At 40.2% G+C, this 17149-nt stretch carries 17 protein-coding genes; 9 read left to right on the top strand and 8 right to left on the bottom strand.

Annotation, left to right across the window (positions count from 1 at the left end; all coding sequences use genetic code 11):
- Positions 1 to 14: 14 nt before the first annotated feature.
- Positions 15 to 1592 carry a glutamate--cysteine ligase gene (gshA, locus tag F984_RS18925; protein WP_004711431.1) on the bottom strand — a complete coding sequence of 526 codons (1578 nt, stop codon included), beginning with the start codon at positions 1590 to 1592 and terminating at the stop codon, positions 15 to 17.
- Positions 1593 to 1760: 168 nt separating this feature from the next.
- Here gshA and F984_RS18920 point away from each other — a divergent pair, with 168 nt between their 5' ends.
- The 5 genes from F984_RS18920 (at position 1761) to F984_RS18900 (ending at position 6901) form a co-directional block, all read left to right on the top strand.
- Positions 1761 to 2300 carry a DUF924 family protein gene (locus tag F984_RS18920; protein ID WP_004711430.1) on the top strand — a complete coding sequence of 180 codons (540 nt, stop codon included), beginning with the start codon at positions 1761 to 1763 and terminating at the stop codon, positions 2298 to 2300.
- Between the two features lie 58 nt (positions 2301 to 2358).
- A complete protein-coding gene (locus F984_RS18915; protein WP_004711428.1) occupies positions 2359 to 2922 on the top strand; it encodes a CC0125/CC1285 family lipoprotein in 564 nt (187 codons plus the stop codon).
- Between the two features lie 13 nt (positions 2923 to 2935).
- Positions 2936 to 4246, top strand: coding sequence for a DUF445 domain-containing protein (locus F984_RS18910; protein WP_004711426.1), 1311 nt, complete (start codon positions 2936 to 2938; stop codon positions 4244 to 4246).
- A 27-nt stretch (positions 4247 to 4273) separates the two neighbouring features.
- Entirely contained in the window at positions 4274 to 5428 is a 1155-nt protein-coding gene (locus tag F984_RS18905) for a pyridoxal phosphate-dependent aminotransferase (protein ID WP_004711424.1), read from the top strand.
- 105 nt (positions 5429 to 5533) lie between these two features.
- Positions 5534 to 6901: an MATE family efflux transporter gene (locus tag F984_RS18900; RefSeq protein WP_004711422.1), complete on the top strand. Its 1368-nt coding sequence runs from the start codon at positions 5534 to 5536 to the stop codon at positions 6899 to 6901.
- Between the two features lie 55 nt (positions 6902 to 6956).
- On the opposite strand, the gene F984_RS18895 is transcribed toward F984_RS18900, so the two are convergent.
- Complete coding sequence (locus tag F984_RS18895; protein WP_002053911.1) at positions 6957 to 7790, bottom strand: SDR family NAD(P)-dependent oxidoreductase; 834 nt, start codon at positions 7788 to 7790, stop codon at positions 6957 to 6959.
- A 196-nt stretch (positions 7791 to 7986) separates the two neighbouring features.
- Here F984_RS18895 and F984_RS18890 point away from each other — a divergent pair, with 196 nt between their 5' ends.
- From F984_RS18890 to phoR, 3 genes are all read left to right on the top strand, one after another.
- A complete protein-coding gene (locus F984_RS18890; RefSeq protein ID WP_002053829.1) occupies positions 7987 to 8658 on the top strand; it encodes a TetR/AcrR family transcriptional regulator in 672 nt (223 codons plus the stop codon).
- A gap of 255 nt (positions 8659 to 8913) precedes the next feature.
- Positions 8914 to 9624 carry a phosphate regulon transcriptional regulator PhoB gene (gene phoB, locus F984_RS18885; protein ID WP_000650776.1) on the top strand — a complete coding sequence of 237 codons (711 nt, stop codon included), beginning with the start codon at positions 8914 to 8916 and terminating at the stop codon, positions 9622 to 9624.
- A gap of 9 nt (positions 9625 to 9633) precedes the next feature.
- The gene (phoR, locus tag F984_RS18880) at positions 9634 to 10992 is read left to right on the top strand and encodes a phosphate regulon sensor histidine kinase PhoR (protein ID WP_002053999.1); all 1359 of its coding nucleotides are present in this window, start codon (positions 9634 to 9636) and stop codon (positions 10990 to 10992) included.
- A 67-nt stretch (positions 10993 to 11059) separates the two neighbouring features.
- Here the strand turns inward: phoR and F984_RS18875 are convergent, their stop codons facing one another.
- The 5 genes from F984_RS18875 to pncB all read right to left on the bottom strand — a co-directional run bounded on the left by F984_RS18875 (position 11060) and on the right by pncB (position 15917).
- Positions 11060 to 12256: an alpha/beta fold hydrolase gene (locus F984_RS18875; protein WP_004711419.1), complete on the bottom strand. Its 1197-nt coding sequence runs from the start codon at positions 12254 to 12256 to the stop codon at positions 11060 to 11062.
- A 42-nt stretch (positions 12257 to 12298) separates the two neighbouring features.
- Positions 12299 to 12718 (bottom strand): hypothetical protein, encoded by a 420-nt coding sequence (locus F984_RS18870; RefSeq protein ID WP_004711417.1) that lies wholly within the window; start codon positions 12716 to 12718, stop codon positions 12299 to 12301.
- A gap of 137 nt (positions 12719 to 12855) precedes the next feature.
- Positions 12856 to 13707 (bottom strand): archaetidylserine decarboxylase, encoded by an 852-nt coding sequence (asd, locus tag F984_RS18865; RefSeq protein WP_004711415.1) that lies wholly within the window; start codon positions 13705 to 13707, stop codon positions 12856 to 12858.
- The gene (locus tag F984_RS18860) at positions 13704 to 14552 is read right to left on the bottom strand and encodes a sulfurtransferase (RefSeq protein WP_025469365.1); all 849 of its coding nucleotides are present in this window, start codon (positions 14550 to 14552) and stop codon (positions 13704 to 13706) included. Before F984_RS18860 ends, asd begins: the two co-directional genes overlap by 4 nt.
- 150 nt (positions 14553 to 14702) lie before the next feature.
- Positions 14703 to 15917 (bottom strand): nicotinate phosphoribosyltransferase, encoded by a 1215-nt coding sequence (gene pncB / locus F984_RS18855; RefSeq protein ID WP_004711411.1) that lies wholly within the window; start codon positions 15915 to 15917, stop codon positions 14703 to 14705.
- A gap of 168 nt (positions 15918 to 16085) precedes the next feature.
- Between pncB and dtd the strand changes: the two genes are divergently transcribed.
- Positions 16086 to 16529: a D-aminoacyl-tRNA deacylase gene (gene dtd / locus F984_RS18850; protein WP_001202028.1), complete on the top strand. Its 444-nt coding sequence runs from the start codon at positions 16086 to 16088 to the stop codon at positions 16527 to 16529.
- A 40-nt stretch (positions 16530 to 16569) separates the two neighbouring features.
- Here dtd and F984_RS18845 read toward each other — a convergent pair whose 3' ends face one another.
- A complete protein-coding gene (locus F984_RS18845; protein WP_002053983.1) occupies positions 16570 to 17049 on the bottom strand; it encodes a hypothetical protein in 480 nt (159 codons plus the stop codon).
- Positions 17050 to 17149 lie beyond the last annotated feature (100 nt).

Genomic DNA, 17149 nt, shown 5'->3' with positions numbered 1-17149 from the left:
GTAAAACCTCATTTTTATCTATATTGTTCAAGATATTGATCAAAACTGATCTGACTATCTTGTTCAAGTTGTTCTTGCTGCTGTAAAGATTGTGCAGCCAATTGTTCAAAATATTGCAAAGTCTCTGCACTGATTTCATGCTTTTCATAACTTTCAGCATGCATCTGTGCCATATGACTACCAAAGCTCCAGGTTCCACCATGCTTTAACGTGTCATCAATCACATGCGCAGATAATGTTTCATCTACTTCATCAATACGTTCTTGCATCACGGCCAAAGCCGAGCTGTACAGATCTGTCGCATAGGTCTGATCGAGTAACTTGGCACAATCCTGCATATTAGAAATGTGCTGACGTGCCCAAACTTCAATATGGTAAGACCCGTTTAAATCAGTAATCGTCGCATTTGGCGCTCGGCCACGATTGACCACTTCTGTCTGGTTCTTCTCAATCAAATCTTGCTCGGGACATAACAACTCAGGGCTATCACTGAGTAAGCAATAAAGCGCCAGTGCCTCAAGGAAACCAGCCGTTGTTTCATTTACACCAATTGGCGAATATGGATTTACATCCACTGCACGAAGTTCAACATAACCCACTCCTCGATTTTGCAAGGCTTGAGAAGGTGTTTCTCCCGCGTGCGGGACCTGTTTTGGACGCACGAGACTGTAATATTCATTCTCGATCTGTAAAACATGATCATTAATTTGCAACGGTTCACCAGAGGCATCATTTAACCCTAAACGGCTAAATGGCGGGTAAGGAGAATGTACTGCTTTTTGTAAACCAGCCAGATAACCAGATAAGTTGTTGTAATGGATACCTAAACTCTTTTGTGCCGAGTTCTGGTAGCCTAAACGTCCCATCCGTAATGCTGTAGCATAAGGTAAATAGTATGACCCTTTGATTAAAGGCAACAAATGATGTTCATGTCCGGTCAAGAAACAACGACAAACCGATGGACTCGCCCCGACTAAGAACATAACCAGTGGGGTCAGACGAATAAAGTTACGAATAAGCCCAAAATAACGGTGGCTACGATAATCTTGCAGACTGAGTGCTTTTAATTTTTCGTCAGTTTCATGTTCCTGCAAGGCAGAAAAAAGAGAATCGGGAAAAGATAAATTATAGTGGACGCCTGAAATGGTCTGCATACGGCGACCATAACGGATACCCAAACCACGGCGATAAAGTGTCTTAAAACGACCAATATTAGAAGTACCGTATTGAGCTAATCGAATTCGTTCTTCGTTGTCATCTAGCATACATGGCATAGACAAGGGCCAAAGCTTTTCGCCATTTTCTAAATGACGATGCACAACGGCATGAATATCGGTGAGCTCATGTAGGGCATCCTCAATGGTTGGCTGTGGTGAGGTAATAAACTCCATCAACGCTTCAGAATAATCTGTGGTGATTTTCGGATGTGTTAAAGCTGAACCTAATGCCTTTGGATGTAACTCTTGTGATAAGAACCCATTACTTTGCATACGTAGGCTTTCACGTTCTATTCCACGTAACATGCCTTGTAGTAGCGACGAATCCACCCAAGCAGGAATAACTGATTGAGATGGTGTAGTGGGTTGACTCATGCATTTGCTCGCTTATAAAAGATCACTATATACAAAATCGTGACATGATATGGATATTGATATGATCACATCATTTCGGTTTGGCAATTTTTATCACAATCTTGTTATTTAAGACACGAAAGAATTGTGATTTTATTGAAGAATAATTGCTAAAGAGTTGTCAATATCATGAACGATCAAGACATTTTAAACTTCTGGTTTTCACCTGAACACCGTTCACTTTGGTTTGCAAAAAGTGATGATTTTGACAAAAAAATCCGTGATCAATTTGCAGATATTCATCAGCAGGCAACTCGAGCAGAACTTTGGTCTTGGCGGAAAACCCCAGAAGGTCGTCTTGCAGAGATTATTGTGCTAGATCAGTTTTCTCGCAACATTTATCGTGATCAACCTGAATCTTTTGCATATGACAGCCTCGCTTTAGCTCTGTCACAAGAAGCAATTAGCTTACAACTCGATGCACAGCTTAATCCTGACCAGCGCTCATTTTTGTATATGCCATTTATGCATAGTGAATCAAAATTGATCCATGAGTTTGCTTTAAAGTTATTTCAACGCCTCGGCAATGAAATTAATTTAAGCTTTGAGAAAAAGCATAAAGTGATTATTGATCGCTTTGGACGTTATCCTCATCGCAATGCCATCCTTGGACGTGCCTCAACACCAGAGGAAACTGAATTTTTACTAGAACCGAACAGTAGTTTTTAAGACTTCTCTTTTTTAATGCTGAGTCATCCATTCTTCCATGCTCAGCTGGGAGTTCACCATGAAATATCTCTCTCTTTGTTTAGCTTTAGGCACTGCCTTAACTCTAAGTGCTTGTTCAACTATACCGAGCAAACCAAAAACCTTCGATCAGCTTGGCCAGTTTTCAGCCTATCCGTTAAATGCTCAAACGTTTCGAATCAGTTTCCAAGCTGACTCAAACATGAGCTATGGAGCAGCCGAAGAAATTACTTTAGTGAAATCAGCACAAACGACCGTACAAAAAGGCTTCCGCTTTTTTAAAGTACAAAATGACCCAAGTAATCAAAGCCAAAAACCACCTCGTCAGGCTGTGGTTTATCCAGCTGCACCGAGTTTTTATCCGTATGGTTATGGGCGTCGTTATCCGGGTTTCTGGCATGATCCGTTCTATGATTTCCCACAAGTGGTCAATATCGACCCTGTTCAAGTGTCGTATACTATTGAATGTTATCGGGATCAAAAGCAGGCCCCTCAAGACGCTTTTGATGCAACGTTAATTCTCAAATCCATCGGACAAAAATATGGCTTAAGTCCGACAGGAGAGTTGTTGCCACCGCCTGAACCGCCAGTAAAACAAAAATGAATAGGATGACTGTATGAATATGGCAGAAGAAGTACACCATGCACCCAATCTGAAGCGCAGCAAATATTTCGCTACTATGGCGCTTGTTATTGTAGTAGTGCTGTGGATTGGGTTATTGATTGCCAATCGCTTTCTGCCTGAGTATACAAACTTAATTCATATTTTGATGTTAGGTGCGGAAGCTGGCGTAGTGGGTGGACTAGCAGATTGGTATGCGATTACCGTTTTGTTTCGAAACCCATTTGGTAAGCTTCCTATCCCTAAATTTTTGCGGGATCATACCGAAATTATTCCGCGCAATAAGGCCCGTATTGCAGAGTCAATGGGCCGCTTTGTGCAGGAAAACTTTCTGTCACCTCAAGTGGTAGAGCGAAGCTTAGAAAAAACTGACCTAAGCCTCGCCATTGGACAATGGCTAGCCAGTCCACAAAACAATACGCAAGTGGTACAGCTTATTCAGCAAACTGTACCTAAAGTTTTTGAATTTGTGAGCCAAGAACAAATTGCCAATTTCGTGCAAAACAACAGCGTGCAATGGGTGCGTAACACTCAAGTCAATAAACTTGCGAGTGAAATGCTGCGTGCAGTCTTGGAAAATGATTTCCATCAAGATGTATTGCAGCGTGGTCTCGATATCGCGCATGAGTGGGTGGTACAAAACCCAGATAAAACTCGTGAATTAACCCGAAAAATGTTTAAAGCACTGGGTGTCTGGTCACTTGCAAAAGGTGCAAGCTGGATTGGTATTGATGTTCAGCAACGTACTATTGACTCACTGGTTGAAAAAGTAGAATCCATGCTGGCCGACCACGAGCACCCATGGCGACAGGAAATTGAAACTGTTGCTCACTCGCTTATGCTGGAGCTAGCAAATCCTGACAGTGTTGCCAGTCAACGTTTAAATAGCGGTAAAGATGCGCTACTAGATAGCCCTCAAGTTCTAAATTTCATTAGTGGTGCTGTCACTATTTTGTGTGATGCCATTAAAGAAGATTTAATGAAAGAAGACTCGGGTATTGCAATGAACCTCAGAGCTGCCATTCAGCAGTTGGGTGAAAACCTTGTCCAAAATGTAAAAGTTCGTGAAGTTCTCAACAAAGAAATGACAGGACTTGCCATGAACTTTACGGACCAATATAGCCATAAAATCATACGCTATGTGAGTGAGCGCATTCATGAATGGGACTCACGTGAAATGATTGGAAAAATTGAAAACGAAGTCGGTGGTGACTTACACATGATTCGTGTCAATGGTGTTGTGGTTGGTGCATTTATCGGTTTAACTCTAGGTGTAATTCGCGCAGCGATTGAATCGATTTTATAACGTTAATAATTATCTTAAGAGAATAACATGCTACAGCTTCAGTCAAAATTGCCCGCACAAGGGGTAACTATTTTTAGTACCATGACGGCAATGGCACAGCGCTTGGGTGCACTTAACCTTTCACAAGGTTTCCCGGACTTTCCTGCACCGCCTGCTTTGCTCGAAGCTCTAGCTCAGGCAACTTTGGCTGGACATAATCAGTACCCACCTGGTGATGGCATTCTCACGCTACGTGAACAGCTCGCTTTACAGTTTCAGCAGCGTGATCAAATTCAACTTGACCCTATCACAGAAATCACAATTACCCCTGGCGCGACCATAGCAATTTTCTGTGCCATACAAGCCTGCATCAATGCAGGTGATGAAGTCATTATTTTTGATCCGAGTTATGACAGCTATGGACCTTCTGTCGAGTTAGCAGGCGGTAAAGCTGTTCGTATTGCTCTACAAGCACCTGACTTTAAAGTGAACTGGCAACAAGTTAAAGATTTGATTAACGATAAAACCCGTATGATTGTGGTGAATACACCCCACAATCCAACTGGTACCATCTGGGAAAAACAGGACTGGTTAGAACTCATTGAACTGATTCAAGATAAAAATATTTTGGTTTTATCCGACGAAGTCTATGAGCACTTAGTTTTTGATGGTCAACAGCACTTTAGCGCATTGCATTTTCCAGAGCTTAGAGAACGTAGTTTTGTGATTGGCTCTTTTGGAAAAACCTTTCATGTGACAGGCTGGAAAACTGGTTACTGTGTTGCTGCACCTGAATTAATGCGTCTATTCCGGCAAATTTATCAATATGCAAATTTCTGTGGTACGACCCCTTGTCAGATTGCGCTTGCGCAATATATGCAGCAACATCCAGAACATATTCAGGAACTTTCACAGTTTTATCAGACTAAACGAGATCGTTTTAATCAGGCAATTCACAATAGTCGTTTTTTATTTAAACCATCTCAAGGGACTTATTTCCAAAACCTTGATTACAGTCAGATTAGACCCGACTTAAACGATGTTGAAATGTGCCAGTTTCTTGCTGAGCAACATAAAATTGTGGCTATTCCTGTTTCAGTGTTTTACCAACAAGCACCTGAGTCTTTACGCCTGATTCGTTTCTGCTTTGCTAAAAATGATGAAACATTGCAAAAAGCAGGAGAAATCTTGAATGAATGTTAATAAATTTAGAAACTTAGCATAGTAAAACACTACAAGAAATTTCAACTAAATATGCTAAGTTGAATGTCCGCCCCGCTCATCAAAGAGATGGGCGATGGAGAACACATGCCACCAAGACAGTCTTTAATACATCAGCAAAATCTATGGAAAACATTTTTTGTTTTCTTATTGCCGCTCATTGCTACCAATATCTTGCAAAATTTATCTGGCACCATTAATACCATCTTCGTTGGACAAATGATGGGTGTCGATGCAATTGCCGCAGTCTCTGTTTTTTTCCCTATTTTATTCTTGCTGCTCGCTTTTATTATCGGAATTTCGACAGGTACCACCGTGTTAGTAGGGCAAGCATGGGGTGCTCAAAATATTGAAAAAGTTCAAAGTGTGGTGGGTTCTACTCTTTTTATGACCATCATTGGTGGAATCATTACAGCGATTATTGGTGTATTTTTTGCCCATGATATTTTAGAGCTTTTAGGCACTGATCCAAAGGTAATGCATCTGTCTTTACCTTATGTGCAATGGATGCTCGCAGGTAGCCCACTTCTATTTGTTTATATTATCTATACCTCAATTTTACGTGGTGTAGGTGACAGCACTACCCCTTTACTGGCGCTGGCTTTAACCAGTGTAATTGGTTTAGTGATTACACCGATCTTACTTAAAGGTTATTTTGGTTTACCCGCTCTAGGGATTATTGCTCCAGCAATCGCAACAATTACGGGTTATGTAGCTATCTTAATTTTTCTTGCGATTTATCTAAATAAGAAAAAGCACCCACTTCGACCGAACCGCCAACTTTTGCAGCATATCCGCCACAACCCAGAATTGAGCAAAATTATTTTACGTCTGGGTGTGCCAACTGGTATTCAAATGATTACCACCTCTATGGCGGGACTCGTGATTGTAGGTTTAGTTAACCGCTTTGGCGCTCATGCCACAGCTGCCTACGGTGCCGTCAACCAAGTACTCAATTATATTCAGTTCCCTGCTTTGTCTATCTCAATTGCAGCTTCAATTTTTGCAGCTCAAGCAATTGGTGCGGGTAAGTCAGACTTACTCGCACGTGTCACCCGCACAGCTTTAGGCATGAACTTTTTATTCACAGGTGTGTTAATTGCACTTGGCTATCTATTTTCAAAATATTTGATGGCCTTATTCATTACCGACCCAACTGTGGTGGTATTAGGACAGCAGCTCTTATTTATTGTACTTTGGGCAATTTTATTTTTTGGTGCAGGTGCTATTTTTGCATCAATCATGCGGGCCAGCGGTACAGTTACCGTCCCAATGCTGTTAAATATCTCGGCTATTTTGTTAATTGAAATCCCATGCGCTTACTGGTTTAGCTCAATGTGGGGGCTTAAAGGAATCTGGATTGCTTATGCCTTGGCATTTGTGAGCCTTTGTATCGTTCAAGGCTTGTATTACCAGTTTATCTGGAAGAAAAAGAAGATCAAAGTTCTTATTTAAAACAGCTTAAGCCTTATAAAAAAGCCATCAATTGATGGCTTTTTTAATTTAAATCTTATTTCATCCATTTGGTTACAACGGTTGAAGCACGTTGATATCCAGTTGGGAACAAACGCTGAAGTGCATCAAGAAATTTTGCATCACTACCAATCAATAAACGGCGTTTATTTTTCAAAACGGCATCTAGAATTTGACGAGCTGCTTCTTCTGGTGGAGTACGTAGGAATTTATCAAAGTTTTGAATAGATTTAGCTGGGTCCATACCCAAACTACTCAAACTGTCATTCATTTTTGCAGCTTTAGCAATATTGGTGCGAATGCCGCCAGGATGTACACATAGCGAACTTACGCCACATTTTTCAATGTCTAACTCTTGGCGTAACGATTCGGTAAATCCACGCACCGCAAATTTGGTTGCATTATAGCCAGACTGAGTTGGCTGAGCTGTTAAACCAAATAAGCTCGAAATGTTAATAATGTGCCCATCTTGAGTTTGCTTAATGAACGGTAAAAATTCTTTGGTACCGTAAACCACGCCCCAAAAATTAATTCCAACAATCCACTCTAAATCTTCGTAGCTTGCGCCTTCTACAGTTGAACCTAAAGCTACACCAGCATTGTTAAAAATTAGATTAACAGAGCCATGATCTTGAACGGTTTCCTGTGCCCACTGCTTTACCGCTTCACGATCAGAAACATCCAACTTTTTAGTCGTTACAGTAATATTACTGTACGGTTTTAATAGCTCAACAGTTTTCTCTAAACCCTTTTCATTAATATCACTTAATGAAAGATGGCAGCCTTGTTTCGCCAACAGAATTGCTAATTGTTGCCCAATGCCAGAACCTGCACCTGTGATTGCAGCGACTTTGTTTTTAAAATTTTTCATTGTCCATCCTTTGTTTTTCGATTTGCACAACCGGTTCATTGCATGTGCACTTTAGACTCTTTTAATATAATTTTGACAATATTCATTGTCAATATAGTACACTGTAATTTCAGATAGATTGGCACAATTCTGCTGACGGCTTTATCATAAGCCTCATACTTACTGAAAAACCGATAAATCAGGAAACCATTTATTTATGGCGACAAACGACTCAACCAATAAAAAGAAAACAAAAACTGCGGGTAAAGAACGCCAGTTCAAAGGATTATCTCTTTCTGAGCGTAAAGAGGCACGCCGCGAAAAACTCATTGAAGCCGGTATTGCGACTTATGGAACCCTTGGCTTTTTTTCAGTGACGGTAAAAGATGTCTGCCAAGAAGCAAAACTCACTGAACGTTATTTTTATGAATCATTTAAAAAGAGTGAGGATTTATTCCAAACTATCTTTTTAAAAATGATTGAAGAATTACAGCAAAACTTAATGCAAGCTGTGATTAAGGCTGCACCCGATCCAGAAAAAATGGTCGATGCAGGGTTAAGAGCGCTACTGACGACCTTAAAAGATGACCCTCGTTTAGCTCGTATTGTCTATGTGGATGCCGTTTTGGTTCAGGAATTACATAATCAGGCAACGATTCAAGAAACCCTTGCCCAGTTTGACCGTATGATTCAAGCGTTCGTTATGCTGACCATGCCACAAATACAGCACAAGGAAAATGAACTCTCTTTAATTGCAACGGGCTTAAACGGATATGTGACTCAAATCGCAATTCGATGGGTCATGGGTGGCTTTGAGCAGTCTCTTGAACAAGTTTTAACAGCCTGCCGTATTGTTTTCTTGTCTTTGTTGGCACAAGTTTCAAAATAATATTAAAGTTTTTTGACACTGCTTTAAGGCTAAAAACCTAGCTGGAAGCAAACTGTTAACATATTGAATGGCTTTAAGAAAATTTATGCATCCCTGTCATCATTCGGTCATGTGCTTGCCGTATTTTTGTCACAAATTATTGCTAAATTCGATTTTATAGACTTTTCTGCAATGAAATTGTCATAATTAATCTTTGTAATAAGCCTGTCATAACTACAAAACGGTTCACCGTTAAAATCTACAAGGTATTACGCTGTGAAAGATGACTATATTTTAATTGTCGATGATGAGCTTCCTATTCGTGAAATGATCCATACTTCTTTAGATATGGCAGGCTTTCAATGTTTACAGGCTGAAGATGCCAAACAGGCCCATCAAATTATCGTCGACCAACGTCCAGCACTTATCTTGCTTGATTGGATGTTACCTGGAGGCGTAAGTGGTGTGGATTTATGCCGCCGCTTAAAACGCGATGAAAACCTAGCAGAAATTCCAGTCATTATGCTGACTGCACGCGGTGAGGAAGACCATAAGGTACAAGGTCTAGATGCCGGTGCAGACGATTATATGACTAAGCCATTTTCAACACGTGAACTGGTTTCTCGTATTAAAGCTGTTTTACGCCGTGCGAATGCGCTAAGCGGTGAAAAAACAATTGATGCCAATGGTTTAATTCTTGATCCTGTAAGCCAACGCGTAAGCTTTGGTAACAGCATTTTAGATATGGGACCAACAGAATATCGCTTGCTTGCATTTTTTATGACCCATCCAGAACGTGCATATACACGTGCCCAGTTGCTCGATCAGGTGTGGGGCGGTAATGTATACATCGAAGACCGTACCATCGATGTACATATCCGTCGTTTGCGTAAAGTGTTAGAACCTTTTGGTGTTGACCGATTTGTTCAAACCGTACGTGGTACAGGTTATCGTTTCTCTACACGTGCAGATTTAGCCGCAGGTTAACCAAAATTTATGTATGAACCCTACCCCGTCCCTGAACAGGTACGTGAACAAAAGCTTTCCCGTTACAGTAGTTTGTGGACGTTTGCTAAACAAGATTTACGACTTTTATTATTTTTCCTGATTATTGCAGGGTTAGTCGGTTTAGGGGTTGGGTATTTCTGGAGCTGTATTTTTATCGCCTTCGTGGTGTTTTTTGCGCTCCAGTTACGTTCTTTATATTTGGTGAATGACTGGATTGCCAACAATCCTTACGATGTTCCTCCCAACCTAAGTGGTATTTGGGGGGCATTATTATTTAATGTGTATCGTGCTCAGCGTCAGGAACGAATTGTCCAGGCCGAAATGGTTGGGCTAATTGACCGTGCCCAATCTTCTTTAGTTGCCCTAGCTGAGGCAGTTGTTTTAATTGATGATCAACATCAAATCGAATGGTGGAACCCAGCCGCAGAGCGTTTACTGGGAATTAGTCCACTTGACCGTGGTCGCAACTTATTAACTATTTTGCGTCAGCCTACTTTTATTGAATATTTTAACAATATTGATCAAGCGCCCGATGGGATTAAACTCCATTCGAATCTTGATGATGACCGTTATGTGCAAGTCAAACTCACACGGTTTGGTGGTGAAAGCCGCTTACTTGTCGCTTATGACGTGACTCGTATGCATAACCTTGAGCAAATGCGTAAAGACTTCGTCGACAATATTTCGCATGAACTACGTACCCCCTTAACTGTACTGAGCGGCTACATCGAAACATTTACCGACCAAGAAGATATTAGCCCACGCTGGAAACGTGCATTTGACCAAATGCAATCACAAACAAAACGTATGAATGCGTTAGTGAATGATTTATTGCTGTTATCAAATTTAGAAAACAACAAAAAAATTGCAAAAAATCAGATTATTGAAATGCCGAGCTTAATGAATCAACTGTTTGATGATGCTCAGGCCTACAATGCCGATTATGGACACACACTCAATTTACATATTGATAGCCACTGTGACCTGATTGGTTCCGACATGGAAATTGCCAGCGCATTTAGTAACTTAATTACCAATGCCATTAAATACACACCCAAAGGTGGAACCATTACCATTGGCTGGCATGATGACGGTGAACATGCTTACTTTAGCGTACAAGATACCGGTATCGGGATTAACCCGAAACATTTACCACGTCTGACCGAACGCTTTTATCGCGTAGATAGTGACCGTAGTCGCCAAACAGGTGGAACGGGTTTAGGCCTTGCGATTGTAAAACATGTACTGATGCAGCACGGTGCTTATTTAGATGTGCAATCTAAAGAAAATGAAGGGTCAACCTTTACCGCAGTTTTTCCAAAAGAAAGACTATATAACATGACTTAAAGTTGCCTTCTCATATATAAAAAGCCGACTCTTGAAAAGTCGGCTTTTTTGTCACATTTCAAACTATTTATTTAAAATTAGAGCAATAAGATTTAGTCTGATTTTTTTCTATAATATTTAAAAAGTTGGTGGCAAAAGTACTACTCTGACGCAGTGCATCGCGATGATCTCCACCATCAATTGTTTGATAAATAGTTGGCTTTTTTGATTTGCATAGCTGTTGGTAATAAGCATATGTCCCTCTCGGGTCAACCAAATGATCTTTAGAACCTTGTACGATCATTAATGGTACGGTAGGCACCATATTTTCAATGGACTGTTGCTTCAGATAAGTCAAAAGAGGGCTTAAATCTGCATTAGCTTTAAATATACTCGAAGGTGATTTCTTCAAGTCAGATTGAAGTTCAGATAAACAGCGGCTACGTGCTTGCGTTAGCACAGTATTCATTTCGGGACTAATTAAATTTTCAGGGACAATGCTTGGTTCTGCTGCTTGTGCTCCCAATAACACAATCGGGAAGAAAGCTGCCACGCTAGGTTCTGGGTTTGGATTAGTTTTTACATACTCTGCAATGCCTTCATATTGATAGCCACCTGGCGCAAGCGCAATCGCTCCTTTTAAATCTAATTCAGGTGCATCTTTTTGCCCATAAGCCGCCACGGCAATAGCAGCAGCTCCGCCTTGGCTATGGCCCATCACTAGCCATTGTTTATTAAAATCTTTTGGCTTAACTGCATGTAACGCTCGTACGGCATCTACCACCGTGTGCAGTTGGCTCTTGGCATTCATATAAGGATGTGCACCTAGCGTACCTAATCCCTGATAATCGGGTGCAACGACCGCATAGCCGCGTGCAAGCCAAGAATCTAAAGCATTGGAAGCAACTTCTTGATAAGAATGAACAGGACCACCTACATAGTCACCAGAAGGTGCACAGGTGTCAGCAACTCCGGTCGTGCCATGCGCCCAAGCCAGTATAGGCCAGCCATTTTTTGGAGGCGTTCCTTTTGGTAATAAAATAAATGCTGAAGCAACGATAGGTTCACCATTCACACCTCGACTACGATAATTGACCAGCAAACGTTGATCTGCATGAGGAAATAAACTCGTCACATCTTGTTGTTCTATGGACAGTATAGAACCCGGTTTTTCACTCACTATTTGCTTACTCAAGTCTGTCATTGGAGTAGCCATAGCAGAACCGGATGCCAAACAAATACTGCTCAATAAAAATTTTAATAAAGAATTACTTTTTCTAATCAAGGGATTACTCCTCTACTTTCTAATCATCATTTCAAATTGAACTTATAAAAAATATGCCCCTATTGCATATAACGAACCCAACAAGAGGCAAATGAAAGAACTCACATACCAAAATAGATCACTATTTCCACTAAATCTAGCCTTTAACCATGGAAATGCCAAACCACGCAAAATAAATGGAATGGCAACTAGAGAAATAATCATTTTTTCAAATGGTAAATTCATAAAACGAGTTGCTGCGCAAAAAGCGTAAAAAGAAAAAATACAAAGAATAAAACCTACAGCTATAGCCATAAAATTCGGGTACCAATGCCCTTTTTCGACCATCTGAACAATACTTTTCCCAGCCCCTAAAAACCGAAAACCATTTGCTCCCCAAAACACACAAATAAAATGAAGTAACGCGGCCACAAAAGTCAAAACCGAAGCAAAATATAGGCTAATGATAGGAGTTGGGGACATTTTATTCTCTTAGTAAGTATTTATAATGAGTTGAAAGTTTATTTACTGATAAACATTATATTTAAAAATAGAGTTAATTATAAAAATGTGAATAAAAAAAGAGAGCAAATGCTCTCTTTTTTAATATTATTTATGGGTTAAATCGTGTGGCCCATACGTTCGCCCATGACAACAACTGACTCGGCTTTAAAACGTTTTTCCCACTCGATTTTATCTTTTTCAAATAAAATAATAGCAGTAGAACCTAAATAAAAACGACCAAGCTCCGCACCTTTCTCTAGCTTCAACTGATGATGTTGTAATTCGATACGACCCGATGGTTTTACTTTACCTGTTGCCACAGTTTCAATACCTGCAACAATCATAGCGCCTACTAAAACAACGGCCATACGACCAAGCTCAGTATCAAACAAGCAAACCATACGCTCATTACGGGCAAATAAACCCGGTACATTTTCAGCAGTCACCTGATTTACTGAAAATAACTCACCCGGTACATATAAAGTTTCAGTTAATGTGCCTGAAAATGGCATATGAACACGGTGATAATCGCGTGGAGACAAATAAACCGTTGCAAACTCGCCTTCTTGAAAAGGTTGAGCAAGTTGTGGGTCACCAATTAATTTTTCTACAGAGAAACTTTGGCCTTTTGCTTGAAATACCTCACCCGCAGTGATTTTACCAATTTGTGAAATAGCGCCATCTGCTGGTGAAACAATACTATCTGGGTTTTCATCAACCAGTCGTACGCCATCTTTCAATGCCCGAGTAAAGAAATCATTAAAAGATTTATATTTGAGTGCATTGCCTTGCTCTGCAATCGACAAGTCAATGCCGTATTTGGTTTTAAATGCATGAATAACCGCAGCTTTTAATACTGGATTTTCACTTCCAGCAACTTTACCCACCACACGGCTTAACTGATGCTGAGGAACAAGATTTTGTGCCTTAATAAATAATTCTTTTTTTAAGCGAGATGTAAAACTCAAGACGGCGATTCTCCAGTAATGATAGGACTATCGAGGCGATTGCCCCATTCACTCCACGCACCATCATAGGCTTTTGCTTCCCAACCTAAAAGTCTAGCCAAAATATAGGCCAAACCAGAACGGTGATGTGACTGGCAGTATACGACTACAGGTTGTTTTAAATCGAACCCAAGTTGTTCAAGACGCTGCCGCGTGCGTTCAAGCGGATGCAATTTTAGATGATTTTGTCGATTAAGTGCAGTACTCCATTCAAAATGGAGTGCATTTGGGATGTGACCACCGCGTCGCGCTGCTAAACGAACACCGCTGTACTCATCAATCGTTCTGCAATCCCACAATTGAATGCTTTCTTGTTCAACCTGTTTACGTAATTCTTCATAGTTCACTCGGAACTGTGCAGCATGTGATAAATCAATCTGGATTAAATCATCAACTCGAGGCAGTTCTTCAACCTCAGCTGTAGTCGGTAAACCTGCCCCAAGCCATGCATGAATACCGCCATTAATTAAACTCGTACGTGTAAATCCTAAGCAATGCAAATTCCAGATTAAACGTCCTGCCCATGCTCCACCTTCATCATCGTAGACCACTACATGGTGATTTGGTGAAATATTCAATTTTTCAATGAGCGCTTGTAAACCTGCTTCATCTGGCAAAATACCAGTGGCTTCTTCATGCTGAGCGACCAACCATTTAGGCTGTAAATGAATTGCATGTGGAATATGGAGCTGCTCATAAACTGATGCACGACTCAAATCTACAATACGGATATATTCATTGCCTAAATAAGGCACTAACTCTTCTGCTTCTATTAATAAATCGAGTTTAAAATCAGGGAGTATCATCGTCATGGTTACTTTTTATACCAGCTTAATTTCATCTTAGCATAAGCTTATATCTATCAAACTCTGATTTTCTGCTACCGTTTAGCAGAAAATCAGATATAAACATTCTCAAGCGTTAAGTAGCTGCCAAACTGTCAGACTACATTGTGATTAAACAGCTTCATCAAGTTCTTCAATTTGGAAAACCTGGCGTAAATAAGCCAAGAACGTATCGTTATCAGTCATGGTTTTGCCAGGGCTATCCGAAATTTTGGCAACCGATTGACCATTACACTCAACCAGTTTCAATACAATATTGAGCGGTGTTTGGCCCATGTCATTGGTCAAATTAGTACCAATACCGAAACTCACCTGAAAACGGTCTTTGAAATATTGATGTAGCTCCCAAGCCTTTGGCAAATTAAGGCCATCACTAAAGGTCAACATTTTGGTTTTAGTGTCAATTTTTAATTTACGGTAGTGCGCATAAGCCTTATCACCCCATTCATATGGGTCACCACTATCATGACGTAAGCCATCAAATAGTTTGGCAAAATACAGGTCAAAATCTCTTAAGAAAGCGTCCATACCAACAACGTCAGTCAAAGCAATTCCCAAGTCTCCACGATATTCTTGAACCCATGTTTCTAAAGCAGCTTTTTGAAAATCACGTAAACGGACATCAAGCGCCTGAAACGCCTGCAAGAATTCATGTGCCATGGTTCCAATTGGCGTGATATTTAATTCTTTAGCCAGCAAAACATTACTTGTTCCACGAAATACATTTGGCACAGTTTTATGAAATGCAGCAACTACATGTTTTTGCCATTCAAAACTATAGCGACGGCGTGTACCAAAATCAGAAACTAAAAATGGAGGGTCATTCGGCTGTTGAGATTTTTCGTACTGCTGAATCAATTCAAGCTTTGCTTGTAAACGTCGTTCGCCTTCCGCCCAAACTTCGTCTGTTTTAATGCGGCTAAAATATAATTCATTTACAATCGCTAGGACAAAAATCTCGAACATCATGGCCTGAACCATTGGCCCTTCAATCCGAATATCTAGTCGACCTTCATTATCAATACTGGCCTGAATAAAACGTCGTTTAAGTTGGAATAATTCTAAATAATCGACAAAGTCGCTTTTAATAAAACGTAATTTTCTTAAATATTGTAGTTCGTCTTCTTTATATTTGAGATTACATAAATGGTCGAGTTGCTCGTTTAAGTCATCCAAAATATCCACTAATGGATAAACAGTATCTTCTAAATTTCTGCAACGAAAATGGTAGACACTATGTGTTTGCGGGAATTTATGCAAAACCACTTGTAGCATCGTAAATTTGTACAAGTCTGTATCAAGTAAAGAATGGATAATTGGAGACATAGTCAATGATTATTCGCTTGCTTCTTAGCATTAAAGCATATTTTTATAGATGAATTATGAGCTTTTATACCATTGTTGCAACTCCATGAAATTTCCTTTTAAAAATCATTTAAATTAATTTCTGCTAAACTGCATCAATTCAAATAATTGTAGAAACTCTCTCTAACAATGCGCGCTTTAATACAACGAGTTCTTGAAGCTAAAGTGGTGGTAGACGGTGAAACGACCGGTGAAATCCAGAATGGCTTATTGGTTTTTTTAGGAATTGGCCGAGACGATACTTTAGCCATAGGTCAGAAGCTTATCGATAAGATTTTGAAATATCGTATTTTTGATGATGAGCAAGGCAAAATGGGCTGGAATGTATCTCAAGCAAATGGCGGAGTCCTGCTTGTATCTCAGTTCACGCTCATGGCACAAACCCAAAAAGGCTTACGTCCAGACTTTGGTCCAGCCATGCCACCGAGCGACGCAAAAGCGCTCTATGAACAGTTGGTTGAATATACCCGTTCACAGTTTGAAAATGTTCAAACAGGTATTTTTGCTGCTGATATGAAAGTACACCTCATTAATGATGGGCCAGTCACTTTCAATTTAGAAGTTGAAGCATAGATATAAAAAAAACTCCCGATCGGGAGTTTTTTATTAGGTCTTAACGACCAGTCTTTTCTTTAATAAAGGCACGTGCCTGACGTACTTTATCTTTTACTGGTTTAGGTAATTTTGGTGGAATCAATTTAGCTGCCTGATTAAACCAAACAAGTAGGCTGAAATCACCTTCCATTTTGATACTACCCTCTTGCATACCCGTCATAAATGCAGTTGGGTCGCCTTTGAGTAAGGTTTTTACACCTTGTTCACTATCTGCAAACTGCAAAATAAAGTCAGCTTTTTCAGGTGAACCAGCGACTGTATCGATATGGCCATGGTTAATAATAATTTGGCGAGCCACACCTAAATCAGTACCAATTTGAATGCGGAATGCGCGGTCATGCACTAGCTCAATAAACTTAGGACTTGTACGTGCCAACTGTTTCATACGCAGTGCCAAACCTGCTACCAATAAATCTAACGGGTCTGTACTGACATCAACAAGTGGTAACTTGACTACAGGTATAGAAGAAAGTTTCATGAACATTCACGCCTATTGTATTTTTATGAAAACCTTGGGGCAAAACTCAGCAAGGGCTCCCCATTGCCTGTTTTGTGCATCGACTGATGATATTCTAATT

This window comes from Acinetobacter nosocomialis NIPH 2119, from assembly GCF_000368085.1.
Lineage (GTDB): Bacteria > Pseudomonadota > Gammaproteobacteria > Pseudomonadales > Moraxellaceae > Acinetobacter > Acinetobacter nosocomialis.
This window is presented reverse-complemented; position numbering and strand designations above follow the sequence as displayed.

Excerpts from the sequence above, each read along its gene's own strand:
- gshA (WP_004711431.1), bottom strand. The coding sequence starts at position 1,592 with ATGAGTCAACCCACTACACCATCTCAATCAGTTATTCCTGCTTGGGTG.
- F984_RS18920 (WP_004711430.1), top strand. The coding sequence starts at position 1,761 with ATGAACGATCAAGACATTTTAAACTTCTGGTTTTCACCTGAACACCGT.
- F984_RS18915 (WP_004711428.1), top strand. The coding sequence starts at position 2,359 with ATGAAATATCTCTCTCTTTGTTTAGCTTTAGGCACTGCCTTAACTCTA.
- F984_RS18910 (WP_004711426.1), top strand. The coding sequence starts at position 2,936 with ATGAATATGGCAGAAGAAGTACACCATGCACCCAATCTGAAGCGCAGC.
- F984_RS18905 (WP_004711424.1), top strand. The coding sequence starts at position 4,274 with ATGCTACAGCTTCAGTCAAAATTGCCCGCACAAGGGGTAACTATTTTT.
- F984_RS18900 (WP_004711422.1), top strand. The coding sequence starts at position 5,534 with ATGCCACCAAGACAGTCTTTAATACATCAGCAAAATCTATGGAAAACA.
- F984_RS18895 (WP_002053911.1), bottom strand. The coding sequence starts at position 7,790 with ATGAAAAATTTTAAAAACAAAGTCGCTGCAATCACAGGTGCAGGTTCT.
- F984_RS18890 (WP_002053829.1), top strand. The coding sequence starts at position 7,987 with ATGGCGACAAACGACTCAACCAATAAAAAGAAAACAAAAACTGCGGGT.
- phoR (WP_002053999.1), top strand. The coding sequence starts at position 9,634 with ATGTATGAACCCTACCCCGTCCCTGAACAGGTACGTGAACAAAAGCTT.
- F984_RS18870 (WP_004711417.1), bottom strand. The coding sequence starts at position 12,718 with ATGTCCCCAACTCCTATCATTAGCCTATATTTTGCTTCGGTTTTGACT.
- F984_RS18860 (WP_025469365.1), bottom strand. The coding sequence starts at position 14,552 with ATGATACTCCCTGATTTTAAACTCGATTTATTAATAGAAGCAGAAGAG.
- pncB (WP_004711411.1), bottom strand. The coding sequence starts at position 15,917 with ATGTCTCCAATTATCCATTCTTTACTTGATACAGACTTGTACAAATTT.
- dtd (WP_001202028.1), top strand. The coding sequence starts at position 16,086 with ATGCGCGCTTTAATACAACGAGTTCTTGAAGCTAAAGTGGTGGTAGAC.
- F984_RS18845 (WP_002053983.1), bottom strand. The coding sequence starts at position 17,049 with ATGAAACTTTCTTCTATACCTGTAGTCAAGTTACCACTTGTTGATGTC.